This window comes from Mycobacterium sp. MAA66 (assembly GCF_041261665.1).
Taxonomy (GTDB): Bacteria; Actinomycetota; Actinomycetes; order Mycobacteriales; family Mycobacteriaceae; genus Mycobacterium.
The window spans coordinates 1-26,369 of record NZ_JBGCCC010000015.1 but is presented as its reverse complement, the minus strand read 5'-3'; the positions used below and the strand labels follow the sequence as shown (position 1 = coordinate 26,369).

Annotated in this window: 28 protein-coding genes; 21 read left to right on the top strand and 7 right to left on the bottom strand. The window is 66.2% G+C overall.

The window, feature by feature from the left end:
- The first annotated feature begins 36 nt into the window (after positions 1-36).
- The gene (locus ABIA30_RS25950; RefSeq protein ID WP_370070810.1) at positions 37-555 is read left to right on the top strand and encodes a PH domain-containing protein; all 519 of its coding nucleotides are present in this window, start codon (positions 37-39) and stop codon (positions 553-555) included.
- On the opposite strand, the gene ABIA30_RS25945 is transcribed toward ABIA30_RS25950, so the two are convergent.
- Positions 510-1,154 (bottom strand): GtrA family protein, encoded by a 645-nt coding sequence (locus ABIA30_RS25945; protein ID WP_370070808.1) that lies wholly within the window; start codon positions 1,152-1,154, stop codon positions 510-512. The two genes, ABIA30_RS25950 and ABIA30_RS25945, sit on opposite strands and share 46 nt — an antisense overlap.
- Before the next feature lie 128 nt (positions 1,155-1,282).
- On the opposite strand from ABIA30_RS25945, the gene ABIA30_RS25940 reads away from it, so the two are divergent.
- From ABIA30_RS25940 to ABIA30_RS25930, 3 genes are read left to right on the top strand one after another with little or no spacing between them, the layout of a single operon-like run.
- Positions 1,283-2,500: a 5-(carboxyamino)imidazole ribonucleotide synthase gene (locus tag ABIA30_RS25940; RefSeq protein WP_370070806.1), complete on the top strand. Its 1,218-nt coding sequence runs from the start codon at positions 1,283-1,285 to the stop codon at positions 2,498-2,500.
- Positions 2,497-3,048, top strand: a complete 552-nt coding sequence (gene purE, locus ABIA30_RS25935; protein ID WP_370070804.1) for a 5-(carboxyamino)imidazole ribonucleotide mutase — start codon at positions 2,497-2,499, stop codon at positions 3,046-3,048. Before ABIA30_RS25940 ends, purE begins: the two co-directional genes overlap by 4 nt.
- A gap of 48 nt (positions 3,049-3,096) precedes the next feature.
- The gene (locus tag ABIA30_RS25930) at positions 3,097-4,257 is read left to right on the top strand and encodes an acyl-CoA dehydrogenase (RefSeq protein WP_370070802.1); all 1,161 of its coding nucleotides are present in this window, start codon (positions 3,097-3,099) and stop codon (positions 4,255-4,257) included.
- A gap of 69 nt (positions 4,258-4,326) precedes the next feature.
- On the opposite strand, the gene ABIA30_RS25925 is transcribed toward ABIA30_RS25930, so the two are convergent.
- Positions 4,327-5,145 carry a class I SAM-dependent methyltransferase gene (locus ABIA30_RS25925; RefSeq protein ID WP_370070800.1) on the bottom strand — a complete coding sequence of 273 codons (819 nt, stop codon included), beginning with the start codon at positions 5,143-5,145 and terminating at the stop codon, positions 4,327-4,329.
- 95 nt (positions 5,146-5,240) lie between these two features.
- Positions 5,241-5,954, bottom strand: a complete 714-nt coding sequence (locus ABIA30_RS25920) for a TIGR03089 family protein (RefSeq protein WP_370070798.1) — start codon at positions 5,952-5,954, stop codon at positions 5,241-5,243.
- Positions 5,955-6,046: 92 nt separating this feature from the next.
- On the opposite strand from ABIA30_RS25920, the gene ABIA30_RS25915 reads away from it, so the two are divergent.
- From ABIA30_RS25915 to ABIA30_RS25900, 4 genes are all read left to right on the top strand, one after another.
- Positions 6,047-7,099 (top strand): endo-1,4-beta-xylanase, encoded by a 1,053-nt coding sequence (locus ABIA30_RS25915; RefSeq protein WP_370070796.1) that lies wholly within the window; start codon positions 6,047-6,049, stop codon positions 7,097-7,099.
- 27 nt (positions 7,100-7,126) lie between these two features.
- Positions 7,127-7,978, top strand: a complete 852-nt coding sequence (rfbD, locus tag ABIA30_RS25910; RefSeq protein WP_370070794.1) for a dTDP-4-dehydrorhamnose reductase — start codon at positions 7,127-7,129, stop codon at positions 7,976-7,978.
- Positions 7,979-8,048: 70 nt separating this feature from the next.
- Positions 8,049-8,924 (top strand): glycosyltransferase family 2 protein, encoded by an 876-nt coding sequence (locus ABIA30_RS25905; protein ID WP_370070792.1) that lies wholly within the window; start codon positions 8,049-8,051, stop codon positions 8,922-8,924.
- Position 8,925: 1 nt separating this feature from the next.
- Positions 8,926-10,014 carry a sugar phosphate nucleotidyltransferase gene (locus ABIA30_RS25900; protein ID WP_370070790.1) on the top strand — a complete coding sequence of 363 codons (1,089 nt, stop codon included), beginning with the start codon at positions 8,926-8,928 and terminating at the stop codon, positions 10,012-10,014.
- A gap of 6 nt (positions 10,015-10,020) precedes the next feature.
- Here the strand turns inward: ABIA30_RS25900 and ABIA30_RS25895 are convergent, their stop codons facing one another.
- Genes ABIA30_RS25895 through cofD form a run of 3 tightly spaced genes read right to left on the bottom strand, consistent with a single transcriptional unit; the run spans position 10,021 to position 12,931 of the window.
- The gene (locus ABIA30_RS25895) at positions 10,021-10,557 is read right to left on the bottom strand and encodes an NUDIX hydrolase (protein WP_370070788.1); all 537 of its coding nucleotides are present in this window, start codon (positions 10,555-10,557) and stop codon (positions 10,021-10,023) included.
- Positions 10,554-11,927: a coenzyme F420-0:L-glutamate ligase gene (locus tag ABIA30_RS25890; protein ID WP_370070870.1), complete on the bottom strand. Its 1,374-nt coding sequence runs from the start codon at positions 11,925-11,927 to the stop codon at positions 10,554-10,556. The genes ABIA30_RS25895 and ABIA30_RS25890 overlap by 4 nt, the downstream gene beginning before the upstream one ends.
- Positions 11,924-12,931, bottom strand: coding sequence for a 2-phospho-L-lactate transferase (gene cofD / locus ABIA30_RS25885; RefSeq protein WP_370070786.1), 1,008 nt, complete (start codon positions 12,929-12,931; stop codon positions 11,924-11,926). The genes ABIA30_RS25890 and cofD overlap by 4 nt, the downstream gene beginning before the upstream one ends.
- Before the next feature lie 398 nt (positions 12,932-13,329).
- On the opposite strand from cofD, the gene ABIA30_RS25880 reads away from it, so the two are divergent.
- Positions 13,330-13,719 carry a WhiB family transcriptional regulator gene (locus tag ABIA30_RS25880; RefSeq protein ID WP_370070784.1) on the top strand — a complete coding sequence of 130 codons (390 nt, stop codon included), beginning with the start codon at positions 13,330-13,332 and terminating at the stop codon, positions 13,717-13,719.
- 28 nt (positions 13,720-13,747) lie between these two features.
- Here ABIA30_RS25880 and ABIA30_RS25875 read toward each other — a convergent pair whose 3' ends face one another.
- Complete coding sequence (locus tag ABIA30_RS25875; RefSeq protein ID WP_370070868.1) at positions 13,748-14,167, bottom strand: metallopeptidase family protein; 420 nt, start codon at positions 14,165-14,167, stop codon at positions 13,748-13,750.
- 114 nt (positions 14,168-14,281) lie between these two features.
- Between ABIA30_RS25875 and ABIA30_RS25870 the strand changes: the two genes are divergently transcribed.
- The 12 genes from ABIA30_RS25870 (at position 14,282) to ABIA30_RS25815 (ending at position 26,183) form a co-directional block, all read left to right on the top strand.
- Complete coding sequence (locus ABIA30_RS25870) at positions 14,282-14,692, top strand: DUF3499 domain-containing protein (protein ID WP_370070782.1); 411 nt, start codon at positions 14,282-14,284, stop codon at positions 14,690-14,692.
- A gap of 140 nt (positions 14,693-14,832) precedes the next feature.
- Entirely contained in the window at positions 14,833-16,227 is a 1,395-nt protein-coding gene (locus ABIA30_RS25865; RefSeq protein ID WP_370070780.1) for a phosphomannomutase/phosphoglucomutase, read from the top strand.
- Complete coding sequence (locus ABIA30_RS25860) at positions 16,224-17,297, top strand: TobH protein (RefSeq protein ID WP_370070778.1); 1,074 nt, start codon at positions 16,224-16,226, stop codon at positions 17,295-17,297. The genes ABIA30_RS25865 and ABIA30_RS25860 overlap by 4 nt, the downstream gene beginning before the upstream one ends.
- A gap of 5 nt (positions 17,298-17,302) precedes the next feature.
- A complete protein-coding gene (manA, locus tag ABIA30_RS25855) occupies positions 17,303-18,541 on the top strand; it encodes a mannose-6-phosphate isomerase, class I (protein WP_370070776.1) in 1,239 nt (412 codons plus the stop codon).
- A gap of 12 nt (positions 18,542-18,553) precedes the next feature.
- Positions 18,554-19,471, top strand: a complete 918-nt coding sequence (locus ABIA30_RS25850) for a cation diffusion facilitator family transporter (RefSeq protein ID WP_370070774.1) — start codon at positions 18,554-18,556, stop codon at positions 19,469-19,471.
- A gap of 106 nt (positions 19,472-19,577) precedes the next feature.
- The gene (locus tag ABIA30_RS25845) at positions 19,578-20,165 is read left to right on the top strand and encodes a DapH/DapD/GlmU-related protein (protein ID WP_370070772.1); all 588 of its coding nucleotides are present in this window, start codon (positions 19,578-19,580) and stop codon (positions 20,163-20,165) included.
- A 174-nt stretch (positions 20,166-20,339) separates the two neighbouring features.
- Positions 20,340-21,587: an alkane 1-monooxygenase gene (locus ABIA30_RS25840; RefSeq protein ID WP_370070770.1), complete on the top strand. Its 1,248-nt coding sequence runs from the start codon at positions 20,340-20,342 to the stop codon at positions 21,585-21,587.
- Positions 21,584-21,787 (top strand): rubredoxin, encoded by a 204-nt coding sequence (locus ABIA30_RS25835; RefSeq protein ID WP_370070768.1) that lies wholly within the window; start codon positions 21,584-21,586, stop codon positions 21,785-21,787. The genes ABIA30_RS25840 and ABIA30_RS25835 overlap by 4 nt, the downstream gene beginning before the upstream one ends.
- Positions 21,784-21,981, top strand: a complete 198-nt coding sequence (locus ABIA30_RS25830) for a rubredoxin (protein WP_370070766.1) — start codon at positions 21,784-21,786, stop codon at positions 21,979-21,981. Before ABIA30_RS25835 ends, ABIA30_RS25830 begins: the two co-directional genes overlap by 4 nt.
- Before the next feature lie 49 nt (positions 21,982-22,030).
- A complete protein-coding gene (locus ABIA30_RS25825; protein ID WP_370070866.1) occupies positions 22,031-22,651 on the top strand; it encodes a TetR family transcriptional regulator in 621 nt (206 codons plus the stop codon).
- A 111-nt stretch (positions 22,652-22,762) separates the two neighbouring features.
- Entirely contained in the window at positions 22,763-24,223 is a 1,461-nt protein-coding gene (gene ahcY, locus ABIA30_RS25820; protein WP_370070764.1) for an adenosylhomocysteinase, read from the top strand.
- 145 nt (positions 24,224-24,368) lie between these two features.
- Positions 24,369-26,183 carry a CocE/NonD family hydrolase gene (locus ABIA30_RS25815; RefSeq protein ID WP_370070864.1) on the top strand — a complete coding sequence of 605 codons (1,815 nt, stop codon included), beginning with the start codon at positions 24,369-24,371 and terminating at the stop codon, positions 26,181-26,183.
- Positions 26,184-26,369 lie beyond the last annotated feature (186 nt).

The window sequence follows — 26,369 nt, the reverse complement described above, 5'->3', positions numbered from 1 at the left end:
GCCCGCGCGCCGTCAGCCGCTGCGTAGCATGCAGGCGTGGCGTATCCGGACAGTGTGTTGGCCGCTGACGAGCGGGTCGTGTTGCACCGTCATCCGCATGTCAAGCGGCTGGCCGGACCGGTGCTGATACTGCTGTGCGTCACGGCATTGGCGGCGTTCACCGCCGCCGTGGTCAACCACACCGGGTGGGATCAGGGTGCCAAGAACATCATCTTCGCGGTCATCGCCGCGGTCTGGCTGGTGGTGGTCGGCTGGCTCACCGTTTGGCCGTTCCTGGGTTGGTGGACAACGCATTTCGTGATCACCGATCGGCGGGTGATGTTTCGCCGCGGAGTGCTCAGCAGGTCGGGCATCGATATCCCGCTGGCCCGGATCAACAGCGTCGAGTTCCGGCACGGGGTGTTCGACCGGATTCTGCGTACCGGCACCCTGGTCATCGAATCCGCGTCGCAGGATCCCCTTGAGTTCCACGACATTCCGCGCGTGGAACACGTGCATTCACTGCTGTATCACGAAGTTTTCGAAACCGGCGAGTCCGGGGAGTCGCCGAGCTGATTGACGCGGCGGCCGCGCCGGCGCAGCGGCGTGACGGTGCTGCTCGCCTGTTCGAGAACCTCGGCGATACCGCCGGCGGTCATCGTGGCCTCCAGCGCCTTCTCCGGGTCGTGGGTCATCTCATCAGGGAAGACCCAGCGCCGGAACGCCCAGAACCGGAACGCCATCTGCAGCAGGTTGCCGATGATGTAGGCCGAGACGAAGTCGGCGATGTTCTCCATGGTCAGCGACACCATCGGGACCCGCAGTCCCAGCATGTAGCTGGAAACCCACAACGGCGCCATGCTCAGCACCACGCCGACACCGCTGACCCCGAAGAACAGCAGTGCTTCGTGGTGTCGCTCGCGGCCGCCGCGGTTCTGGAAGCTCCATTCCCGGTTCAGCACGTATGACGCGATCACTGCGACGATTCCGGCGATGACCTTGGCGGTGACCGGCTTGGTCTCCAGCACGGTCAGCTTCAGGGTGTAGAAGATCGCCGTGTCGATGACGAAGGTGGTGGCGCCGACGATCGCGAACTTGATCAGCTCGTGATGCTTCTCGGCGAAGGGCCGGATTCCGCGGGGCAGCCGCGCAATGGTGGCCTCGGTGAACGACACAACAGGGCAGTTTACGGACTTTTGCCGCAGTAAGCGTACCCGTGCAGGTCGCGGCGGGTGCCGGCCCCCGCACGCTACTGGTTGGTAGGCGGTCGGGCGGGTCCCCGGGCCGTGACAATATAGGCGCCGTGACTCAACCCCCAGTTGTGGCCATGGTGGGTGGTGGCCAGCTGGCCCGGATGACCCATCAGGCCGCCATCGCGCTCGGTCAGACCCTGCGGGTGCTGGCCGCGTCGGCCGATGAACCGGCCGCTCAGGTCAGCCCGGCAGTGGTGCTGGGCTCGCATACCGACCTGGATGCGCTGCGGCGCGTGGCCGACGGTGCCAGCGCGCTGACCTTCGACCACGAACACGTCCCGACCGAGCTGCTGGAGACGTTGATCGCCGAGGGCGTCAACGTGGCACCGCCGCCGTCGGCCCTGGTACATGCCCAGGACAAGCTGGTGATGCGACGCAGGCTGGCCGAGCTGGGTGCGTCGGTGCCGCGGTTCCTGGAGATCAACGGGCCGTCGGACAGTGCCGCGTTGGATGCCTTCGCCGCCACGATCGGTGGCCCGCTGGTGGTCAAAGCGGCCCGCGGCGGCTACGACGGCAAGGGCGTCACCCTGACCGACGACCTGGCCCAGGCGCGAGCGGCCGTCGAGGACTATCTCGAAGATGGTGTCGCCGTCCTGGTCGAGGAGAAGGTGGCGATGCGCCGCGAGCTGGCCGCGCTGGTGGCCCGTTCGCCGTTCGGGCAGGGTGCGGCGTGGCCGGTGGTGCAGACGGTGCAGCGCGACGGCATCTGCGTCGAGGTCATCGCACCGGCCGCCGACCTCGATCCCGCGCTGGCCACCGAAGCCGAACGGCTGGCCCTGCAGCTGGCCGAGGAACTCGGCGTGGTCGGGGTGCTCGCGGTCGAATTGTTCGAGACCGTGGATGGCAAGCTGCTGGTCAATGAGCTCGCCATGCGGCCGCACAACTCCGGGCACTGGAGCATGGATGGCGCTCGCACCGGGCAGTTCGAGCAGCACCTGCGGGCGGTACTCGATTACCCATTGGGCGACACGTCGCCGATTGCCCCGGTCACGGTGATGGGCAATGTGCTCGGTGCGCCGCAGGCCCCCCAGATGTCGATGGACGAGCGGGTGCACCACCTGTTCGCCCGGATGCCCGATGCCAAGGTGCACCTGTACGGCAAGGGGGAGCGGCCTGGACGCAAGATCGGGCACGTGAATATTGTTGGTGGACTTGATGGTTCGCTGAACGATCCGGAATATGTGGCAGCGGTGCGGGAGCGGGCGCAGCGGGCCGCGCACTGGTTGTCGCACGCACAGTGGACCGACGGATGGGATGGACACTCATGAGTGACGAGCGCTTGCGCGAAGAGCAGCCAGCCGGGGCGCGGAACGTTCCGCGCGTCGGCGTCATCATGGGCAGCGACAGTGACTGGAACGTCATGCAGGACGCAGTGACCGCGCTGGCCGAATTCGACATTCCCTTCGAGATCGGGGTGGTCTCGGCGCACCGGACACCCGGGCGGATGTTGGACTACGCCAAGTCCGCGGCCGGCCGCGGCATCGAGGTGATCATCGCCGGCGCCGGGGGCGCGGCACACCTGCCCGGCATGGTGGCCTCGGCCACCCCGCTGCCGGTGATCGGGGTTCCGGTGCCGCTGGCGCGCTTGGACGGGCTGGATTCGTTGCTGTCGATCGTGCAGATGCCCGCCGGGGTGCCGGTGGCGACGGTGTCGATCGGCGGCGCGCGCAACGCAGGACTGCTGGCGGTCCGGATCCTGGGTGCGACTGATGCGCAACTGCGTGCCCGGATCGAGGCCTTCCAGGCCGATCTGGAGGCTACGGTGCTGGCTAAGGACGCAGCGCTGCGGGACAGGCTGTTGGGCGGTACAGACTAGCCGCCGATCCACCCGCTATGGTTACCCGCGAGTAGCTAGGAGACCCACATGGTGAACAACCCGTCGTTCGATCTGTTCAAGCTGTCCGACGAGCATGAAGAGCTGCGTACCGTGCTACGCGCCTTGTGCGAGAAGGAGATCGCGCCGTACGCCGCGGAGGTGGACCGGGAGGCCCGGTATACCGACGAGGCGTTGGCGGCACTGGACGGTTCGGGTTTTTCGGCGGTGTTCGTTCCCGAGGAGTACGGCGGCCAGGGTGCCGACGCAGTGGCGGCATGCATCGTGATCGAAGAGGTCGCCCGGGTGTGCGCCTCGTCCTCGCTCATCCCGATCTGCAACAAGCTGGGCACCACCGGCCTGCTGCTGCGCGGCTCCGAAGAACTCAAGCAGCAGGTGCTGCCCTCGATCGCAGCCGGTGAGGCCACCGCGTCGTACGCGCTCAGTGAGCGTGAGGCCGGCAGTGATGCCGGCGCGATGCGCACCAAAGCCGTTGCGGACGGGGATCATTGGATCCTCAACGGGTCCAAGTGCTGGATCTCCAACGGTGGCAAGTCCACCTGGTACACGGTGATGGCGGTGACCGACCCGGACAAGGGTGCCAACGGTATCTCGGCGTTCATCGTGCACAAGGACGACGAGGGTTTCACCGTCGGTGCCAAGGAACACAAGATGGGCATCAAGGGGTCGCCCACCACCGAGCTGTATTTCGAGAACTGTCGCATCCCGGGCGACCGGATCATCGGGGAGCCCGGTACCGGGTTCAAGACCGCACTGGCGACCCTGGATCACACCCGGCCGACCATCGGCGCCCAGGCCGTGGGTATCGCCCAGGGTGCGTTGGAGGCGGCGATCGGTTACGTCAAGGAGCGCAAGCAGTTCGGTAAGTCGATCGCCGATTTCCAGAACACCCAGTTCATGCTCGCCGACATGGCGATGAAGATCGAGGCGGCCCGGTTGATGGTCTACACCTCGGCCGCGCGCGGTGAGCGGATGGAACCGAACCTGCAGTTCCTGGCCTCGGCCTCGAAGTGCTTTGCCTCCGATGTGGCGATGGAGGTGACCACGGACGCGGTCCAGCTGTTCGGTGGTTACGGCTACACCACCGATTTCCCGGTCGAGCGTTTCATGCGCGATGCCAAGATCACCCAGATCTACGAGGGCACCAACCAGATCCAACGCCTGGTGATGTCCCGCACCCTGCTGCGCTGAGGATTGCCTACACCGATGGCCTGGGGATTGTTTCCCCAGGCCATCGGTGTATTTGCAGGTCGGACCGGACTATCGCCAAAGCGATGCGATCCGCCGGTAGACGGTCCGCACGGTGTCGTTCTGCCGTGCCATGTGGGCAGGGCTCTTGGGAACCGGTACCAGCACGGTGACCGGGTGCCCGGCGAACACCGAGCTCATCACGGCGGTCAGCGTCTTGTGCTCGTATGCGGCGTCGATGGCACGCCGATAGCTCTCGGCGTATTGCGGTTGCGTGAAGAGCACCTTGTTGTAGCCGATATAGAACGGCACCAATCCGCCACCTTGCTCCAGATAGTGGACCGTGCCCACCGCGACGTCGGGCCACTGCTGGTTGAACACGTCGTCGGCGATGACCACACCACCGTCGGTCAGGCAGCTCTCGGCCAGTCGCATGTCACTCAGCACAATTCCCGCGGTGTGACCGCCGTCGACGGAGAACAGCCGCACATCGGTCAGTGCCGGGATATCGCCGGGACCAATTTTGGTCGAATCGCCCTTGTGGATGACCAACCCGTTGCGATCGCTCCACCGGTCGATGCTCCGCAGGAACTCGGCGAAATCACCTTGGCCGGACTTATCTATGTTTGCTTCCTGGTCCTCGAACAGGTCGATCGCGATGGACGACTCACCGGCTCGTTGCAGGAGCTTCAGTGCGACGAACAGCTGACCGTGATGCACACCGATCTCGGCCACCGGACCGCGAACGCGTTGGCTGCGTTGCGCGGCGTCGACTGCCGCAAGCAGGCCGATGGCGGGCGACTGGGTGTAGCCCTGTACTCGCCGATGACCGAATCGGCGGTATGTAGCGAATTTTGACGCGATGGCTGGCACGTCTTCTAACGTACGCATCTAGCCCCCTAATGACTCTGTGGCCACCACTATATTGACGGGAGGGTCACCTGCGCGATCGAGTGCCTCCATGCATGGGATTCTCCAACATCAGATCAGCCGCGGGTAACTTTTTCCATAATCCGGCGGCGCTCCGTCAGTGTGGGGTCGGGGTGTGTGACCTGCACCAGTGAAGCTCCTGCCGCCAGGATTGCCAGCAAACTCTCAGCGAGTTGGCTAGTGGTGTTCCAGCCTACCGTCGAAAGCACCCGGTCGCTGGATGTGAGGTGCTGTTCGCCTGCCGACGCCCGGGCTGCGGTCAGGACTTCGTCGACCGACAGACCGTTCAGTGCCGGGCCCGGGTGCCGCTCCGGGACGATCTGGTCGCCGTGCACCCGCACCGCGGTCGCGTAGTCGGTCACGCCCACCGGCAGACCGTCGGCTGGTTTGCCGAACGGATCCAGCGACAGCGCCGCGATCTCACCCATGCCGACCGCGGCGTCGGCCTCATCCAGGCGGTCGACCGTGCACAGCGCGATATCGGCCTGCAGTCCGGGGTCCGCGGTCAGGACCTCCGCGCCGATCCACCAGGTGCCCAGCAGCACCGCGGCGGTCTGCCAGTGCGCCGGCAACAACACCGCGACCCGGCTGCCCGGACCGGCGCCCAGCTCGTCGCGCAACAGATTGGCGGTCTTGGCCGCCCAGTTGGCCAGGGTCACCGACGACACCTCGATGCGTTCACCGGTCGCGTCGTCGTAGTAGGTGATTCGCGGGCCCATCGGGTCGCGTTGCAGTAGCGGGTCGAGCAGAGCGGCACTGACGGTGGTCACGTCAGGCCACGCTACTGGCCGGGCGGGCACACGTTCGGAGGGAATCGACCGCAGGCCGGGCGGTATCTCACAGGTCCGGTAGGTTGGACGGCATGCCCAAGACTCTGAGCAGGAAGTTCGGTCGAATGGCCGTCATGCTGACCCTGGTGGCAGCACTGATCTCGGTCACCTCGGCGCCGGCCAACGCGGTCGTCGCCCCGGCTGACGGCTACGGCTTCGCCAACGGGTCGGCCTGGGTCACCAACAGCGCTGCGGATTCCAACCGCGAGCTCGACGCCGTCGCGAAGACGGGTGCGTCCTGGATCCGCCTGCCCATCGACTGGGGCACCGTCGAGATGACCAAGGGTCAGTACAACTGGGGCTACGTCGACAACCTGGTGAATAGCGCCCAGTCTCACGGCCTGCGCATCCTGGGCTGGATCGGTTACACACCGATCTGGGCCCGCACCGAAGGCGCCCAGCTGCTGTTCCCGTCGTCGCCACCGCGCGACATGGCCGCCTGGGGTCGTTTCGTCACCGCGGCAGCCCAGCGCTACGCCGGCCGGATCAACTCCTGGGAGATCTGGAACGAGCCGAATCTGCCGCTGTTCATGGGCTTCATCTCGAACAAACCGCAGCATTACGTCGACATCATCAAGACGGCGTACCCGGCCATCAAGTCGGTCGCGCCGGGCGCCACCGTGGTTGCGGCCGGGCTGAGTCCGCTGGACGGCCAGGACTCGCCTCCGGGCTTCCTGCAGCAGCTGTACGACGCCGGTATCGGTGGGTACTTCGACGCCGCGGCCGCGCACCCTTACGTCTTCCCCGGGGGCCTTGCCGCCGACAGCCAGAACGGCTGGTCGGACGTCGGCCGTATGCACGACATCATGGCCGCGCACGGCGACGGTGGAAAGAAGATCTGGCTCACCGAGATGGGCGCCGCCACCAGCGTGGGCGACGGCCAGGGTGTGAGCCAGCAGGAGCAGGCCAAGGAGATCACCGATGTGCTGGCCGCTGCTGCGGCCACGCCGTACGTCGGTCCGGCCTTCATCTACAGCGTCCGCGACACCAACAGCGCCAACACGGGGGACCGCGAGTCCTGCTTTGGTGCGCTGCTGACCACCGACTGGCAGCCCAAGCTCTCCGCGTCGGTGCTGGCCCGCTGACGTCCCACACCTGACCTGAAAATCGTTGTGCCCGAACGTATTGTCGTTACCGGTGCCGGTGGTCAGGTAGCGCGGTTCCTGGTCGGCCGACTTGCCGGCCGAGAGGTGCTGGCCCTGGCCTCGGCGCAGTGGGACATCACCGATCCCGTTGCCGGACAACACTTCCTGCGTCCCGGTGATGTGGTGGTCAATTGCGCGGCCTTGACCGCTGTTGATGACGCCGAAGCCGACCCGGGGCGCGCGTTCGCCGTTAACGCCGCCGGTGCCGGAAATGTGGCGCGGGCATGCGCCGCTGCCGGCGCCAGGCTCCTGCACATCTCCACCGACTACGTCTTCAGCGGCCGATTCGACGGTGCGCCAAGGCCTTACCAGGTTGACGACCCGACGGAGCCGATCAGCGTCTACGGGCGCAGCAAGCGCGATGGCGAACTGGCGGTGCTCGCCGAACTGCCACAGGCTCAGGTGCTGCGCACCGCGTGGGTGTACACCGGTTCCGGCACCGACTTCGTGGCAACCATGGTGCGCTTGGCGGCCGGCGACGGCGTCGTCGACGTGGTGGCCGATCAGACCGGATCGCCCACGTATGTCGGTGATCTGGTGGCGGCGATCATCGAACTCATCGACCGGCCGGTGGCGGCACCGGTGTTGCACATCGCCAACGAAGGCGCAGTCAGCCGGTACGAGCAGGCCCGCATGGTGTTCGCGGGCGTCGGCGCCGATCCGGACCGGGTGCGACCGGTCAGCAGTGCGGTCCATCCCCGCCCGGCAGCGCGGCCGCAGTACTCGGCGTTGTCGGTGACCCGGTTCGCGGAGCTGGGCGGCACCCCGATGCGGCCGTGGCAGGCCGGGCTGAGCGCTGCTCTGGAGGCGTTGGATTGAGGTGTGTCCCAGGTCATCGTGGCCGCGCGGCTACCCTCTACCTCCGTGGGCGACGAACGGATGAGCTGCATTGACTGACGAACTCGTGGTCGTCACGGTCACCTATTCACCGGGACCACACCTGGACCGGTTCCTGGCCACCCTGCCGCATGCCACCGATCGTCCGGTCACCGTGGTGCTGGCCGACAACGGCTCGACCGACGGCTCGCCCGAGGAGGCCGCCGAGCGCTATCCCGGGGTTCGACTACTGCACACCGGCGGCAATTTCGGCTACGGCACGGCCGCCAACCGCGGTGTCGCACAATACGTTCACGACGGCGAGTTCTTCATCGTCGCCAACCCCGACGTTCAGTGGGGGCCCGGCAGCATCGACGCCCTACTGGAGGCCGCTCAGCGATGGCCCGACGCGGGCGCGCTGGGGCCGCTGATCCGGGATCCCGACGGCACGGTGTATCCGTCGGCTCGTCATCAGCCGAGCCTGATCCGCGGCGGTATGCACGCGGTGGTCGGGCCGTTCTGGAAGAACAACCCCTGGACCGCCGCCTACCGGCAGGACCGGCTGGAGCCCAGCGAACGTCCGGTCGGCTGGCTGTCGGGATCGTGCCTGTTGCTGAGACGGGCTGCCTTCGACCAGATCGGCGGTTTCGACGAGCGCTATTTCATGTACATGGAAGACGTTGACCTCGGCGATCGACTGCTCAGGGCCGGTTGGCAGAATGTTTACGTACCTAACGCCGAAATTTTGCACGCGAAGGGCCACGCGACCGGACGAGACCCTGCCCGCAACTTGGCGGCCCACCACCAGAGCACCTACACTTTCCTGGCAGATCGGCATCCCCGCTGGTGGCAGGCTCCACTGCGGTGGACCATAAAGGGCGCTTTGGCGACGAGAGCTGTTCTCGTAGTGCGAAACTCACGTCGCAAGCAGACGAAGGAACGGGGTTAGGGTGAGCGCGACTGTCAATCCTGCGGAAGTTGACGCCGTCATCTTGGTCGGCGGTCAGGGCACCAGACTGCGGCCGCTGACCCTGTCCGCACCCAAGCCGATGCTGCCCACCGCGGGCGTGCCGTTCCTGGCTCACCTGCTGTCCAGGATCGCCGCCGCCGGTATCCGGCACGTGGTGCTGGGCACCTCGTACAAGGCCGAGGTGTTCGAGGCGGAGTTCGGCGACGGGTCGACGTTCGGACTCGAAATCGACTACGTGGTCGAGGAAGAGCCGCGGGGCACCGGTGGCGGTATCGCCAACGTCGCACCCAAATTGCGTTACCCGACGGCCATGATCTTCAACGGCGACGTCCTGTCCGGACTGGACCTGGGCGCCATGCTGGACAGTCATGCCGAGAACCGGGCCGACGTCACCTTGCATCTGGTCCGGGTCGGCGACCCCCGCGCATTCGGTTGTGTGCCAACCGATGCCAACGGATGTGTCACGGCGTTCCTGGAGAAGACCCAGGACCCGCCGACCGATCAGATCAATGCCGGTTGCTACGTCTTCCAGCGCGAGGTGATCGACCGGATCCCCACCGGGCGCGAGGTCTCGGTGGAGCGTGAGGTGTTCCCGAAGCTGCTCTCCGACGGGCTCAAGGTCTGCGGGTACGTCGACGCCACCTACTGGCGCGACATGGGCACCCCAGAGGACTTCGTCCGTGGCTCTTCGGATTTGGTGCGTGGAATCGCGCCTTCGCCGGTTCTGGACGGCCAGCGCGGCGAGAGCTTGATCCATGACAGCGCGGCGATCGCCCCGGGCGCACTGTTGATCGGCGGCACCGTGATCGGCCGTGGCGTCGAGATCGGCGGTGGCGCACGGCTGGACGGCGCGGTGATCTTCGACGGAGCCCGGGTCGAGGCCGGCGCGGTGATCGAGCGCTCCATCGTGGGGTTCGGTGCCCGGATCGGTCCGCGGGCGCTGGTGCGCGACGGGATCATCGGCGACGGCGCCGACATCGGGGCCCGTTGCGAGCTGCTGCGTGGCGCCCGGGTGTGGCCAGGTGTCACCATCCCGGACGGCGGGATTCGTTACTCCACGGACGTCTGAGCCGCCCTAGAGCAGGCTCTGGGCCGCCCGGGCCAGGCGCGCCATCCCGGGGTCGGGGTCGGGCAGTGCCTCCAGTGGCCACCACTGCAGGTCCAATGATTCGTCGCTGCAGGCGATTTCGGCGTCTGCCGGGGCGTAAGCCAGGTACTGCATGTCCAGGTGCCGGGTAGGCAGCCCCAGCGAGCAGGTGAGCGCGTGCACGTGCAGTGCGGCCGGGTCGGCTGACAGTTCCAGGCCGCTGATCCCTGATTCCTCGGTGGCCTCGCGCAGGGCCGCAGACCGGATGTCGGGGTCGACGTCCTCGCAGTGGCCGCCCAATTGAACCCAGCGGCGCAGCCGCGGATGCAGGGTCAGCAACACGCGGGTCCTGGTGTGGTCCAGGACGAGTGCCGAGGCGGTGATGTGCCCGGGCTCGCAGGCCCGTCGGCAGGCGTCGGGCCGGGCCAGGACGAAACCCAGGACGGCTTCGCGCAGGCTGTCCTGGTCGGCGTCCGGGGCCGGCCAGTCTCGCAGTGCCTGGCACACCGACTCGTGCAGGGTCATCGGCGGATCAGCAGCCCGTCGGTGGACACCGGGGGGCGCGGTTCGGCCGGTTCGGCGGGGTGTCCGATTGCGATGGCACCCAACGGTTCCCAGTCATCGGGTAAGTCCAGCACGGACCGCACGACATCGCCGGCGAAGATCGTCGAACCGATCCAGCAGCTGCCCACTCCGCGGACCGCCAGCGCCACCAGCAACCCCTGTACGGCGGCACCGACGGCCACCGTGAACATGGTGTGCTCGGCGGCGGTGCGGGCCGCATCGGGATAGTCGTGTGCGCCGTCGGGCACCAGAAACGGGATGACGAGTTCGGGTGCGTCGTACAGGATCTGGCCGCGCCCGACCCGTCGATCCACCGAGTCGGCGGGCCGGCCGTCGCCGGTCAGATCGGCGTGCCACTTGGCTTTCATGTTGTCCAACAGTGTGATTCGGGTCGCCCGGTCCTGTACCCAGACGAATCGCACCGGTCGGGTGTGATGCGGGGCCGGCGCGGTCAGGGCCTCACCGACGGCGGCTTCGATCAGCTCCGGATCCACCGGATCGGAGCCGAAGGCCCGGACCGACCGGCGCAGCAACTGAGCCTGGCTGCGGCCCAACGTCAATGCTTCTTCGGTGCCCAGCCAGAACAGATCCTCCTGGCCGGCGCGCACCAGCGTGCGACCGTTGGAGCCGTCGTCGACGGGGGACAGGCCGCGCACCACGGCCACCGGGATGCCGGTGAGTTTGCCCTTGACCAGGTCGGCGGCCGCAGCGATCTCGTCGGCCACGGCCACTTCGGTCACCAGAAGCTCGTTTCCGTGTTTGTCGACCGCACCCGAATATCCGTGCAGCACAGCCAAACCGGACGATCCGATGGCGGCGTCGATCTGCCCGTTCCGCCAGGCCCGCCCCATGGTGTCGGTGATCACCACCGCCACCTCGATGCCGAGTCGCTGTTGCAGATCGGCCCGCAGCTTGGCCGCGCTGCCGTCGGGATCGATTGGCAGCAGGGCGAGTTCGGTGGTGTCGACATTGGATCCGTCGACCCCGGCCGCGGCCTGGACCAGGCCGATGGCGTTCTCGGTGATGAGGGTCTTGCCCTTGCGGGCCAGTACTCGCACCGCCTCTGTGTCAATGAGTTTGCGCCGCAGGGCATCTCGTTCGTCGGGGTCGGTCGGCGAGGTGACGATCCGGCCCTCGGATTTGGACAACACCTTGCTGGTCACCACCAACACGTCGGCGTCGCGCAGCCACGGTGCCGCGGTGGCGATGGCCGCGGCGACGTCATCGCCGGGCCGGAACTCGGGAAGCCCAGGGACCGGCAGGATTTCGACGGCGTCGGCAGCGCCGTGCTCATGGGCGGCACCGCCGCCGGGTGCAGCGCCGTCCGTCACCACGACTCGATCCCGGCCAATTGCAGTCCGGCACGGACCATCTGAGCGGTGGCTTCGGGATCGGTCATCAGCAGCGGCACGGCACGCACCGCAACGCCCTCGACGTCGGCCTGATCGCCCTCGTCGATCAGCCAGCCGTCCAGGATGCCGGTGCCGCTGCGGGCGCCGTAGTGGTTGCCGACCGCCGCCGAGGTGCTGTCCACCCCGATCACTCGAAGGCAGTCATCGGCCATGCCGCGCAAAGGCTTTCCGGCCACGATCGGGGAGTACCCGATCACCGGGGCGGCGGTCGACCGCAGGGCGCCACGAATGCCGGGGACGGCCAGGATCGCTCCGATGCTCACCACCGGGTTGGACGGGGCCAGCAGCACCACGTCGGCCTCGGCGATCGCCTCGGCGACGCCCGGGCCCGCGGTGGCCTTGTCGGTCCCGATGAAAGCGAAGCTGTGCGTGGGGATCTGGGCCCGGTGCCGCACCCACCATTCCTGGAAGTGGATCGCCCGCTTCTCGCCGGCGTCGGGATCGGTTACCACGACGTGGGTTTCGCTGCGTTCGTCGGATACGGGCAGCAGCCGGGCGCCGGGCTGCCACCGGTTGCACAGTGCCTCGGTGATCTGCGACAGCGGATACCCGGCCCGCAGCATCTGGCTGCGCACCAGATGGGTCGCCAGATCGCGGTCGCCCAGGCCGAACCAGTCCGGCTGCACGCCGTACGCGGCCAGTTCTTCCTTGGCATGCCAGGTTTCGTCCCGGTGGCCCCAGCCGCGTTCGGGGTCGATGCCACCGCCGAGGGTGTACATGCAGGTGTCCAGATCCGGGCAGATGCGCACGCCGAACATCCACGCGTCGTCACCGACGTTGACGACGGCGGTCAGCTCGTGCGCCGGCGCGTCCTGCTCACCGTGATCCGATTCCGCCGCGAACTGGCCCAGCCCCAACAGCTTCTGGACCCCGAGCAGAAATCGGGCGCCACCGACACCGCCGACCAGAACTGTCACCTTCACAGCGAATGACCCTAGGCGATTGCGGTTGGGTCGTGCGGTCGGCCCAGGCCAGGGGCCCGCGGCGGGCAGGAATTCAATTATCAATATTCACTTGCGTAACAGCGGAAATCGATTCGGGCTGCGCGAACAAGATTGCGCTCCAGGGTGTAATTGATCACTTTTGCGACACGCCGTGGTTTCGACGCGCGGAATTCAGGTCACAAGATGGTAGGAAATGCCGCCATTCCGCTTGACCGGCGCAGCTAACCCGTGTCTAATCACACCAGTGTCATTTCGCGATTCGCCACCGGTTTCGGTGCCGCAGACCGAGATTCGACCGTTTGTTCGAATTGAGATGGCTTCACACCGCAACACGTGAGGCTCCGCAGAAGACTACAACGCAGGGGAGGAGGCGGCAGATGTCTTACGAGCAGGTCGATTTCGATCATGTCGTCCGGTTTGACAGTCGGATGCTCGGCTCTGTAGGCAACGCTCCGCACACCAACACCGGACCGACTCACTTCACCGCCAATGGGCGGCCGCAGCTGAGTCTGGTTCCCGACCAATCGGACGTCGAACCGGACAACGGCGACGACCAATGGCAAGAGCGCGCACTGTGCGCGCAGACCGATCCCGAGGCGTTCTTCCCCGAAAAGGGCGGTTCGACTCGTGAGGCCAAGCGCATCTGCCTGGGGTGCGAGGTTAAGGACGCGTGCCTGGATTACGCGTTGGCCAATGACGAGCGGTTCGGTATCTGGGGCGGTCTCTCAGAGCGCGAACGCCGTCGGATCAAGCGCGGCGTCATCTGAGGCGGCCCGCCCGGTTCGCCGGGCGGGCTCAGTCCTCGAGTGTCGGATCGATCACCGACGGTTCGACGCCGAGGTAGGTGGCAACCTGGGCCACCAGCACATCATGCAGCAATTCTTCCAGGTCGTTGGAATCTTTAGCTCTGCGTTCGATTGGCTTGCGAAACAACACAATTCGCGCCCGCGTGGCATTTCCGCGGACATCGACACCGGCCGGGATCAGCCGGGCCAGCGCAATCGGGCCGTCGGCGACCACCTCTGGCGGCCACTGCACGTTCTCGGGGTCTTTCGGGGAGATGCGCGGGATCTCGTCGACCGCGATGTCCAAAGTGCTCACCCGGCTGCTCCAGCGCCGTTCGATCGGCTCGTAGGCTTCCAGCACCGCCATGTCGAAACGTTCTGCGCGACTGCGCCAACCGGGCACCGTCGAGGGAAGCAGTGGGCCACGCATGCCGCGGCGCGCACGCGAGTGGGCCATCGGCCGATAGTAACGGTTGGGGATCGGCGCGCCCCGCATGTGCGTGTCCGGCCGCGGGCGGCCCGTCGAAGAGATAGCCTTTGGCCCGTGAATGCTCCCCGTCGCTGCTGCCGGCCAGGGTGCCCGCACTATGCCGTGGCGACGTTGACTTTTGTCTACTCCGATTCCACGGCGGTCGTTGGTCCCTTGGCTACGGCGTCGGAGCCGCACTCGTGGGACTTGTGTGTATCGCACGCCAGTCGCATCACCGCCCCGCGGGGCTGGGAGTTGGTCCGGCACGCCGGGCCGCTGCCGACCCACTCCGAGGACGATGATCTGGTGGCACTGGCCGATGCGGTGCGCGAGGGACGTGAGTTGCCGGCGCGAATGCCCACCGGCTTCAGCGAGCCCCCCGCCGGTGTGCCGAGCGGTGCGGTGATGGCGCCTTCAGTCCAGCGGGCGCAGCACAACGGTCGTCGGCGCGGGCATCTGCGGGTGCTGCCCGATCCGGCCGACTGATCGACGAGGCCTAGGTCCGCCAAAACACCGCCCGTTGGCCCCCTGGTGGGCCCCGCGGTAATTCGCCAGCCGATAGGGTGGGCGTTGACACACCCTCGCGCTGAGGTGGTCTGAATTCACAAGAGATCGGGGAAACGGCTATGTCTCGGCCCGCAGCCGCTGTGCATGCAGTCATCAAGGCCTACGACGTCCGGGGATTGGTCGGCGAACAGATCGACGAGGGCTTCGTTTCCGAGGTCGGGGGCGCGTTCGCGCGGTTGATGCGGGCTGAAGGCGCGACCAGGGTTGCGATCGGTTATGACATGCGCTCGAGCTCCCCGTCATTGGCCGCGGCCTTCGCGGGCGGGGTCACTGCCCAGGGGCTCGATGTGGTGCGCATCGGACTGGCCTCCACCGATCAGTTGTACTTCGCCTCGGGCCTGTTCGACTGCCCAGGTGCGATGTTCACCGCCAGCCACAACCCGGCCGCATACAACGGCATCAAGTTGTGCCGTGCCGGCGCCAAGCCGGTCGGCAAGGACACCGGGTTGAGCACCATCAGCGATGAGGTCATCGCCGGCGTGCCCGACTATGACGGCGCCGCCGGCTCCGTCGAGGACCGCGACGTGCTCGACGAGTACGGCTCCTTCCTGCGCTCACTGGTCGATGTATCCAACTTGCGTCCGTTGCAGGTTGCGGTGGACGCCGGTAACGGCATGGGCGGACACACCACCCCGGCGGTGCTGGGCAGCCTCGGTTCGATCACGTTGCTGCCGTTGTTCTTTGAGCTCGACGGCACGTTCCCCAACCACGAGGCCAATCCGCTGGACCCGGCAAACCTGGTCGATCTGCAGAAGCATGTCCTCGACAGTGGCGCCGACATCGGACTGGCCTTCGACGGAGACGCCGACCGCTGTTTCGTGGTCGACGAAAAAGGCCGGCCGGTCTCGCCGTCGGCAGTCACCGCGCTGGTGGCCGAGCGCGAGCTGAGCCGCGAGCCCGGGGCGACGGTGATCCACAACCTGATCACCTCTCGCGCGGTGCCCGAGATCATTGCCGAGCACGGGGGCATCGCGGTGCGTTCGCGGGTCGGGCACTCGTTCATCAAGGGCCTGATGGCCGAGACCAATGCGATCTTCGGCGGCGAGCATTCTGCGCACTACTACTTCCGCGATTTCTGGGGTGCGGATTCGGGCATGCTGGCGGCGCTGCACGTACTGGCGGCCCTGGGCGAGCAGGACCGGCCGTTGTCCGAGCTGATGGCCGACTACGAGCGGTACGCGGCGTCGGGCGAGATCAACTTCACCGTGGCCGATGCGCAGGCCTGCGTCGAAGGCGTGCTGGAGTCGTACGGCACCGCGGTCCAGACGCTCGATCACCTGGACGGTGTGACCGTCGACCTCGGTGACGGGCGCTGGTTCAACCTGCGGAGCTCGAACACCGAGCCTTTGCTGCGGCTGAATGTCGAGGCGCCCGGCACCGCCGAAGTCGACGAGGTCGTCGCGCACATCGGCGCGCAGATCGCAGCGGTGAACGGGAGCGGGACCACCCCGTGAGTGCCGCGCACGCGACCGTCGACCTCGACGATGTCGAGGCGCTGCTGGCGGCGGACCGTGATGGTCTGCTGCGGGCGGCATCGATGGCCGGTGCGCAGACCCGAGCCGTGGCCGCGGCTTTGGGCGAAGGCGAATTCGACGGGCTGCGTTCGGAGCAACGGCCGCGCACCGTGGTCTGGGTGCACGGGCGTGGTCCGGCGGAATCCGCCGGGACCATGCTGGCTGCTGTGCTGGGAGCGGCGATGTCCATGCCGTTCGTGGTGACTGCCGAGGTGCCGTCGTGGATCGGTGCGTTGGACGTGGTCGTGGTGGCCGGTGAAGATCCGGGGGATCCGGTTCTGGCGACCGCGGCGGGCACCGCGATTCGACGCGGTGCTCGGGTGATCGCGGTGGCTCCCAATGAAGGGCCGCTGCGGGACGTGGCCGCCGGACGCGCGGTGGTACTGGCGCCCCGGCTGTCGGTGCCCGACGACTTCCTGCTGACCCGGTATCTGGCCGCCGGGTTGGCGACCCTGATGGTGGTGGACCCCGCACTGCGGGTCGATCTGGACGCCCTGGCCGACGAACTGGACGCCGAAGCCCTGCGCAACAGTGCCGGACGCGAGGTGTTCACCAATCCCGCCAAGCATCTGGCCGAACGGATATCCGGACGCGAGGTGATACTGGCCGGCGATGGCGTGGCGATGCTCGCGCTGGCGCGGCACGCGGCAACGGTATTGCTGCGGGTGGCACATCAGTTGGTGGCCGCCGTCGGTGACGCCGATGTGTTGGTGGCGCTGCGCGGTGGTCTGGGTGCGGCCGACTACGAAACGTCGCTGTTCCATGACGAGGAATTGGACGGCCCGCTGCCGGCGCGGGTGCGCACCCTGGTGTTGTGTGCCGACGACGTCCGTGCCGCGGTGGCCGCGCGGACCGCCGGCCTCGACGGACTGGATGTGGTCAGCCCCAATGATGTTCCCGATGCCGCATCCGCGGCGTCGGTGCCCGCCAGCAGTCTGGAACGACAGATCGCGACGCTGGCGGTGCGGCTGGAGATGGCCGCGGTCTACCTGAAACTGGTTCGAGGATAAGTCAAGTGCAACTGCTACGTGGCGCGGTACGCAACTACGCCTGGGGTTCGCGTACGGCGATCGCCGAGTTCACTGGAAAGCCAAGTCCGACAGCGCATCCCGAGGCTGAGCTGTGGTTGGGCGCGCACCCCGGTGACCCGGCGTACCTGCAGACCCCAACCGGCGAAGCCTCACTGCTGGAGGCCATCGAGGCCGATCCGGACGGTCAGTTGGGGCCGGCGGTGACCGCTCGGTTCGGTTCGGCGCTGCCGTTCCTGGCCAAGGTGTTGGCAGCCGACGAGCCGCTGTCGCTGCAGGCCCACCCAAGCGCCGAGCAGGCCGCCGAGGGCTTCGACCGCGAAGAGCGGCAGGGCATTTCGCTCACCGCAGCGAATCGCAACTATCGGGACCGCAGCCACAAGCCCGAGTTGATCGTGGCGCTGGGGCCGTTTCATGCGCTGGCAGGCTTCCGCCCGGTGGCCAGCAGCATCGAACTGATGCGTGCGCTGGCGGTTTCGGATCTGGACCCCTATGTCAACTTGTTGGCGGGACAGGCCGACGCCGACGGTCTGCGGGCCGTGTTCACCACGTGGATCACCCTGCCGCAGCCCGATCTGGATGTGTTGGTGCCTGCGGTGCTCGACGGTGCGGTGAACTACATCCGTTCTGGAGCAAACGAATTCGGGGCCGAGGCCAAGACCATTCTGGAGTTGGGTGAACAGTACCCAGGTGATGCCGGGGTGCTGGCCGCCATGCTGCTCAACCGGATTCGGCTGGACGTCGGTGATGGGATCTATCTACCGGCCGGCAATTTGCACGCTTACCTGCATGGCATCGGGTTCGAGGTGATGGCCAACTCGGACAACGTGTTACGTGGTGGCTTGACCCCCAAGTACGTCGATGTGCCCGAGTTGTTGCGGGTGCTCGACTTTGCCCCGACCGACGGTGTGCCGATCCGGCCCCGCGCCGTCAGCGACGGCGTCGAGGTCGACCTGGAATGGGTATATGACACGCCTGCGCCCGAATTCGCGGTGTCGGTGCTGCATCTGGACGGCGGTCGATTGGGTCGGGAAGTGGACGCGCCGGCGCACCATGACGGGCCACAGATCCTGTTGTGCACCCAGGGCGCTGTCGAGGTCCGTACGAAGGCCGGCGCGCTGACGCTGGACCGGGGCGATGCGGCCTGGATCGCGGCAGATGACGGTCTGATCCAGTTGCTGGCCGATGAGCCCGCGGCGCTGTTCCGGACCACGGTGGGCATCTAAGGGAGGACGGTCATGTCGACCTCGGGGAGTGCGCGCGCGATCATCGCGGCGCTGCTGGCCAATGCCGGTATCGCGTTGGCCAAGTTCGTCGGCTTCGCGATCACCGGGAGTTCGTCGATGCTCGCCGAGGCTGTGCACTCGGTGGCCGACACGTCCAACCAGGCCCTGCTGCTGTGGGGGCAGCGGCAGGCCCGCCGAGACGCCGATGCGTTGCATCCGTTCGGCTATGGGCGCAGCAGGTACTTCTACTCGTTCGTGGTGGCGCTGGTGTTGTTCACCCTCGGTGCGGTGTTCGCGCTGTATGAGGGCTACCACAAGATCGTCCATCCGCAGTCGCTGTCCGATCCGCTGGTGGCGGTGGCGATCCTGGGCGTGGCGATTGCCTTGGAGGGATACAGCTTTCGTACTGCGATGAGCGAGTCGCGGCCGCTCAAGGGCAACGGCAGCTGGTGGCGATTCATCCGCAACTCGCGCAACCCCGAGTTGCCGGTGGTGCTATTGGAGGACACCGGGGCGCTCATCGGTCTGGTGCTGGCGCTCGGCGGCGTGGGGTTGACCATTCTCACCGGTGACCCGGTGTGGGACGGCGTGGGCACCATGGCGATCGGCGCCCTGCTCGGTGTCATCGCCGTGATCCTGATGGTCGAGATGCACAGCCTGTTGATCGGTGAGGGCGCAACCAACGACGAAGCGCAGGCGATTCGCGCCGCGTTGGAGCAGACGCCGCACGTGGATCGGCTGATCCACCTGCGTACGCAGTATCTCGGCCCGGACGAGATGTTGGTGGGCGCCAAGATCGCGCTGGCTCCTCAGACGGACCTGGCGACGGTGGCCGCGACCATCGATGCGGCGGAGGTTTCGGTCCGCGCCGCAGTACCCGCCGCGCGGGTTATCTACATCGAGCCGGACCTTGATCGCTCGACCCCATAGCGGGAATCTGGCTAACTGTGCAGCTCACGACTGACAAAATCTGACGGGTATGTCAACTGCGCTGAACCTGTGCGGATTTTCCCTTGCTGACCGGTAGCATCGCGCCGTGACTACGAACGCGCCCGAGCGCTATTCGTTCTTGGCCCGCGCTCGAAGGGCTTCGCCCAGTAAAGTCGCCGCGCTGCTGCGGTGGATGCTGTTCCGGACGCGCTGCAAGGACTATCAGGGGCCGGCGTTCTTTCTCGGTCGGCGCTCGACCTTCGACGTGAGCCCCACTGCGCGGATCCGGGTCGGCCAGGCTCTGTATATCCAGACGGACTTCGATGGCCGGGTTCAGGGTGAGTTGGTGATCGGCGATCGAGTCTGGTTCCGCCAAGGAGTGACGCTCTCTGCGCACAGTCGAGTGGAGATCGGCGACGATTCGATGTTTGCCGAGTACGTGTCGATCCACGACAACAACCACACGCCCGGCACGGTCGATCATCCGACACGGTTCCGGGAACAGATCTCGGCCCCGATCATCATCGGCAAAAATGTCTGGGTGGGCTCCAAGGCGACCATCACCATGGGCGTCACCATCGGCGACAACGCGATCATCGGTGCGGGCGCGGTAGTGGTGCGCGACGTTCCGGCGGGCGCCCGGGTCGGCGGTGTGCCGGCGCGGGTGATCGGGCAGATGAGTGAAGAGCGGTAGGCCGATCAGCTAGCCGGATCAACCGGGCCGGCAGTGCAATTTCCCAAGGTTTGGGCGCGCTGACCTCCGCATCCCCTGATTGCTTTACAAAATATGCCTCAATGTCTAGACCGCGGACAAAGTGGTGGCTATAGTCAAGTTGTCGTGTGATGGCTACCACTGGAGGTGACCGCAATGTCTGCGGATGTATCGGATGTCTCAGAAGCAAATGTCGATGCCACGCAGTGGCGTGACCGCAAGCGCTACCTATGGCTCATGGGCCTCATTGCGCCGACGGCGCTGTTCCTGATGCTTCCGCTGATCTGGGGTCTGAACCAGTTCGGCTGGCATGGTGCCGCGCAGCTGCCGCTGTGGATCGGCCCGATTCTGCTCTACGTCCTGTTGCCGGTTCTGGACCTGAAATTCGGTCCCGACGGTGAGAACGCGCCCGACGAGATGATGGAGCAGTTGGAGAACGACAAGTACTACCGCTACTGCACCTACGTCTACATCCCGTTCCAGTACGCCAGCGTCATCATGGGCGCGTATCTGTTCACCGCGAAAGACCTGGGCTGGCTCGGTTTCGACGGCGGACTGAGCTGGTGGGCCAAGCTCGGCGTCGCGCTGTCGGTCGGCGTGCTGGGCGGCGTCGGTATCAACACCGCTCACGAGATGGGGCACAAGCGCGAGGATCTGGAGCGCTGGCTCGCGAAAATCACGCTGGCACAGACCTTTTACGGTCACTTCTACATCGAGCACAACCGCGGCCACCACGTCCGGGTCGCCACTCCGGAAGATCCGGCGTCGTCGCGCTTCGGTGAGACCTTCTGGGAGTTTCTGCCGCGGACCGTCTGGGGCGCGCTGAAGTCATCCACGGAACTAGAGGCCCAGCGCATTCGGCGGCTCGGTCGCAGCCCGTGGGACCCGCGTACCTATCTCAGGAACGACGTGCTCAACGCCTGGCTGATGTCGCTGGTGTTCTTCGGGGTGTTGGTCGCGGTGTTCGGCCCGGCGCTGATTCCGTTCATCGTCATCCAGGCGGTGTACGGGTTCAGCCTGCTGGAGTCGGTGAACTATCTGGAGCACTACGGCCTGCTGCGGCAGAAGACCGCCAGCGGTCGCTATGAGCGCTGTGCGCCGGTGCACAGCTGGAACTCCGATCACATCGTGACCAACCTGTTCCTCTACCACCTGCAGCGGCACAGCGACCACCACGCCAACCCGACCCGGCGCTACCAGACGTTGCGCAGTATCGACGGTGCACCGAACCTGCCCAGTGGTTACGCCAGCTTGATCGGTCTGACCTACTTCCCGCCGCTGTGGCGGCGGATGATGGACCACCGCGTGCTCGCGCACTACGGCGGCGACATCACCAAGGTCAACGTCCACCCGCGGGTGCGTGACAAGGTGATGGCGCGCTACGGGACGGAGGTGGCAGCGTGAGTGCCTACGAGTGCCCGGGATGCGGGTACGTCTACGACGAGGCCAAAGGCGCTCCGCGCGAAGGCTTTCCGGCTAGAACGGCATGGAGCGATGTGCCCGACGACTGGTGCTGCCCGGACTGCTCGGTGCGCGAGAAGGTCGATTTCGAGCCGCTTGGGGCGAGCGCAGCGACGGGAAATGAAAGAGGAGCGGTGAAATGAGCGATGGCGCGAACGAGCCCTACAAGCTCTTCGTCTGCGTGCAGTGCGGATTCGAGTACGACGAGGCCAAGGGTTGGCCCGAGGACGGTATCGGGCCGGGCACCCGGTGGGACGACATCCCCGATGATTGGAGTTGCCCGGACTGCGGTGCGGCCAAGTCTGACTTCGAGATGGTCGAAGTTGTCCGTCCGTGAGCACAGCTGACGCGAGATGAGTATTAACCTCGCGGGTGTGAACACCCCGATGCCTCGGCCTCAGGCGCCCCGTGTGCCCTACGCCGAGGCATCGCGGGTATTACTGCGCCATTCGATCCTCGACGGTATGCGCGAACTGCTGGTCGCCAAGGACTGGTCATCGATCACGTTGTCGGACGTCGCCCGCAGCGCGGGGATCAGTCGGCAGACCATTTACAACGAATTCGGGTCGCGCCAGGGGTTGGCGGAGGGCTATGCGATGCGGCTCGCCGACCGCCTGGTGGACGCGGTGGTGGCGGCCATCAACGCCAATATCGGCGACATCCATGCGGCGTTTCTGCAGGGCTTCCGGATGTTTTTCACGGAGTCGGCATCCGATCCGCTGGTCATCTCGCTGCTGACCGGTGTCGCCAAACCCGATCTGCTGCAGATCATCACCACTGACAGCGCCCCGATCATCACGCATTGTTCGCAGCGACTGACCCAGGCATTCCTGGACAGCTGGGTGGAGACCACCGAAGAAGACGCCGGGGTGCTGGCGCGGGCAATTGTCCGACTGGCGATGAGTTACGTATCGATGCCGCCGGAGGCGGATCACGATGTCGCCCTTGACCTGGCCCGGCTCATGTCGCCGTTCGCCGAACGCTACGGTGGTGGGGATACCCCGTAGCCGTCAGAGCGCTGTTACGCGCCTGTCCCGCGAGCCCGCAGGCTTATGGGGGTCGGAGGTGCGCATGGGTGCACTCAAAGGCAACTGACGAGCGAATGGGGCTCTATCCACATGACGGAATTGAAGGCAGACGTCCGTAACGGCATCGACTACAAGGTCGCCGACCTGTCCGAGGCCGAATTCGGCCGCAAGGAGATTCGCCTGGCTGAGCACGAGATGCCGGGTCTGATGACGCTGCGTCGCGAGTACCACGATGTGCAGCCGCTCAAGGGCGCACGCATTTCCGGCTCGTTGCACATGACGGTGCAGACCGCGGTGTTGATCGAGACGCTTGTCGCGCTCGGTGCCGAGGTGCGCTGGGCGTCGTGCAACATCTTCTCCACGCAGGACCACGCCGCGGCCGCGGTGGTCGTCGGCCCGCACGGCACCGTCGAGGAGCCGCAGGGCACCCCGGTGTTCGCCTGGAAAGGCGAGACGCTGGAGGAGTACTGGTGGGCCGCCGAGCAGATGCTCACCTGGGAAGGTGAGCCGGCCAACATGATCCTGGACGACGGCGGGGATGCCACCATGCTGGTGCTGCGCGGTGCGCAGTACGAGAAGGCCGGTGTGGTGCCGCCCGCCGAGGAAGACGACTCCGCGGAGTGGAAGGTCTTCCTGGCGCTGGTTCGCGAGAGCCTGGAGAAGGACAAGACCAAGTGGACCAAGATCGCCGAGTCGGTGAAGGGTGTCACCGAGGAGACCACCACCGGCGTGCTGCGCCTGTACCAGTTCGCCGCTGCCGGTGAGCTGGCCTTCCCGGCCATCAACGTCAACGACTCGGTCACCAAGAGCAAGTTCGACAACAAGTACGGCACCCGGCACTCGCTCGTCGACGGCATCAACCGCGGCACCGACGTGCTGATCGGCGGTAAGAAGGTGCTGATCTGTGGCTACGGCGACGTCGGCAAGGGCTGTGCGGAGTCGCTGGCCGGCCAGGGCGCGCGCGTGCAGGTCACCGAGATCGACCCGATCAACGCACTGCAGGCGCTGATGGACGGCTTCGACGTGGTCACCGTCGAGCAGGCGATCGGCAATGCCGACATCGTCGTCACCGCCACTGGCAACTACGACATCATCCTGCTCGACCACATGAAGGCCATGAAGAACCAGGCCATCCTGGGCAACATCGGCCACTTCGACAACGAGATCGACATGGCCGCGCTGGAAAAGTCGGGCGCCACCAAGCTCAACATCAAGCCGCAGGTCGACCTGTGGACCTTCGGGGAGAGCGGCAAGTCGATCATCGTGCTGTCCGAGGGCCGCCTGCTCAACCTGGGCAACGCCACCGGCCACCCGTCGTTCGTGATGAGCAACAGCTTCTCGAACCAGGTGATCGCTCAGATCGAGCTGTGGACCAAGAACGACGAGTACGACAACGAGGTGTACCGCTTGGCCAAGCACCTCGATGAGAAGGTCGCGCGCATCCACGTCGAGGCACTCGGCGGCACGCTGACCAAGCTCACCAAGGATCAGGCCGAGTACATCGGGGTGGACGTCGAAGGCCCGTACAAGCCGGAGCACTACCGCTACTAACCGATTCCTCGCGAACAGACACAAATGTCCCCGGCGCCTCGGCGTGTCGGGGACATTTGTGTCTGCTGACCAGGACGCGGCTGCTACCGGATAACGTCTGGGGGTGCGCTCATTCGCCCGCGTTGCCACTGCGCTGCTGACTGCCATGCTGACTGCAACCGCGTGCGGAGGAGACCATGCTGCGGAGTCGGCTCGTCCTTTCCCGTCCGCTGCCGGCCGCGGCCCGTGCTCGGTCAGCACCGAGCGCGACGTGCCGGCCACCATGCGCGATGGCACCGTGCTGCGGGCCGACGTGTATCGCCCGCAGACCCACGACGCGGTACCGGTGATCCTCATGCGCACCCAGTACGGAAAGTCGGGCGCCCAGACGTCCCCGGACCGCTACCAACCGCCGGACTGGTTCGCCTCGCACTGCTATCTCGTTGTGGTGCAAGATGTTCGGGGCCAGGGAAGCTCAGGTGGGGTGTTCAGCGAGTTCACCAACGACTCCGCTGACGGCTATGACACCGTCGAATGGGCCGCCGCGCTGCCCGGCGCCAACGGCAAGGTTGGCATGTACGGGTCGTCGTATGTCGGTGCCACCCAATGGCTTGCCGCGGTGGCAGCACCACCGCACCTGGTGACCATCGTGCCGGCCAACACCGGTTCGGACTACTACGACGGCTGGACCTACGAGGGCGGCGAGTTCCGGCTGGGATTCGTGCAACCGTGGGCGATCGACACGATCGCGCTGACCGCCGCAAAGAATCGGCACGACGATGCGGCCGCCGCCCAACTACAGGCCGCCGCGGACGACCCCACCCACTGGCTGAATTTCCGTCCGCAGCAAGACCTTCCGCCCATGCAGCCGCACAACCCGGCCGTCGCGCCGTGGTACTTCGACTGGGTCCGGCACAACGCGCGTGACGACTTCTGGAAGCGGGTGAGCATCCGGGACCGGTACGCGTCGGTCAAGATCCCGGTGCTGCACTTCGAAGGTTGGTATGACGCATTCCTGGCCGGCGGTGTGGAGAACTTCGCCGGAATGGTGGCCCATGGCGGCAGTGAATCGGCAAGGGACAACCAGCGTTTGATCATCGGGCCATGGGATCACGTGGCCTGGGGCCGGCCCGATTCAGAGCCCGCGCCGATGCTCAGGGACATCGGCGCGGTGGGCAACAGCCCGATCAACGAGCTGATGCTGGCCTGGTACGACCACTTCCTCAAGGGCCAAGACAATGGGGTGGCCGGAAAGCCGCGGGTCGACTACTTCGTGATGGGCGCCAACACGTGGAAGACCGCGACGAATTGGCCGCTGCCGCAGACCCAATCGATCAACTACTTCCTGTCCGGTTCGGGCGGTATCACCGATCGCGCCGGTCAGTTGCTGCCGGTGTTGCCCGGGCCGCAACCGCCGGACAGTTACACCTACAACCCGTTGGACCCGGCGCCGAGCCTGGGCGGGCACTCCTGCTGTGACGCCTCGACCAGCCAGCAGGGTCCGTACGACCAGACGCCGGTGCAGCAGCGCTCGGATGTGTTGGTGTACACCACCGATCCGCTGACGCAGGACACCGAACTCACCGGGCCATCGACCGTCACGCTGTGGGCGCAGTCGTCGGCGACCGATACCGATTTCACGGCCAAACTAGAGGTGGTCAAGCCCGATGGGCAGGCGATCAACCTCAACAATGGCATCGTGCGGGCGGCGTTCCGGGACTCCCTGTCGGCGCCGACCCCGATCGTGCCCGGCATCCCGTATCAGTACCGCATCGAAATCTGGCCCACCAGTTACCAATTCAGATCCGGTGACCGGATCCGATTGGAGATCTCCAGCAGCGATTACCCGCAGTTCGCACCGAACCCGAACACCGGGGCACCGTTCGGCACCGACGCCGCCACCACGGTCGCGACGCAGACGATCCTGCACGACCCGGCGCATCCGTCATCGATCACGCTGCCGGTGATCTCTGGGTCGTAGTTGGTCGCTCAACTAGGTGGCAGAATCTGTCGGTGGTTCGAACTAGTGTTCGAGTATGGCAACGGATCGCAGCACCATCCTCACCGCGCATGCGGCGCTGGAGGAGTTGCATGCGAAGGTCGCCTCGTTTGATTACACCGGCTTGAGCGTGGCTGAGTTGTTGGAGTTGCAGTCCCGTCGGGAGGT

What these genes read in the sequence shown, in the direction of transcription:
- purE (WP_370070804.1), top strand. Translation starts at nt 2,497, where the DNA reads ATGAGTGACGAGCGCTTGCGCGAAGAGCAGCCAGCCGGGGCGCGGAAC.
- ABIA30_RS25930 (WP_370070802.1), top strand. Translation starts at nt 3,097, where the DNA reads ATGGTGAACAACCCGTCGTTCGATCTGTTCAAGCTGTCCGACGAGCAT.
- ABIA30_RS25925 (WP_370070800.1), bottom strand. Translation starts at nt 5,145, where the DNA reads ATGCGTACGTTAGAAGACGTGCCAGCCATCGCGTCAAAATTCGCTACA.
- ABIA30_RS25915 (WP_370070796.1), top strand. Translation starts at nt 6,047, where the DNA reads ATGCCCAAGACTCTGAGCAGGAAGTTCGGTCGAATGGCCGTCATGCTG.
- ABIA30_RS25895 (WP_370070788.1), bottom strand. Translation starts at nt 10,557, where the DNA reads ATGACCCTGCACGAGTCGGTGTGCCAGGCACTGCGAGACTGGCCGGCC.
- ABIA30_RS25880 (WP_370070784.1), top strand. Translation starts at nt 13,330, where the DNA reads ATGTCTTACGAGCAGGTCGATTTCGATCATGTCGTCCGGTTTGACAGT.
- ABIA30_RS25875 (WP_370070868.1), bottom strand. Translation starts at nt 14,167, where the DNA reads ATGCGTGGCCCACTGCTTCCCTCGACGGTGCCCGGTTGGCGCAGTCGC.
- ABIA30_RS25865 (WP_370070780.1), top strand. Translation starts at nt 14,833, where the DNA reads ATGTCTCGGCCCGCAGCCGCTGTGCATGCAGTCATCAAGGCCTACGAC.
- ABIA30_RS25850 (WP_370070774.1), top strand. Translation starts at nt 18,554, where the DNA reads ATGTCGACCTCGGGGAGTGCGCGCGCGATCATCGCGGCGCTGCTGGCC.
- ABIA30_RS25840 (WP_370070770.1), top strand. Translation starts at nt 20,340, where the DNA reads ATGTCTGCGGATGTATCGGATGTCTCAGAAGCAAATGTCGATGCCACG.
- ABIA30_RS25830 (WP_370070766.1), top strand. Translation starts at nt 21,784, where the DNA reads ATGAGCGATGGCGCGAACGAGCCCTACAAGCTCTTCGTCTGCGTGCAG.
- ABIA30_RS25825 (WP_370070866.1), top strand. Translation starts at nt 22,031, where the DNA reads ATGCCTCGGCCTCAGGCGCCCCGTGTGCCCTACGCCGAGGCATCGCGG.
- ahcY (WP_370070764.1), top strand. Translation starts at nt 22,763, where the DNA reads ATGACGGAATTGAAGGCAGACGTCCGTAACGGCATCGACTACAAGGTC.
- ABIA30_RS25815 (WP_370070864.1), top strand. Translation starts at nt 24,369, where the DNA reads ATGCTGACTGCAACCGCGTGCGGAGGAGACCATGCTGCGGAGTCGGCT.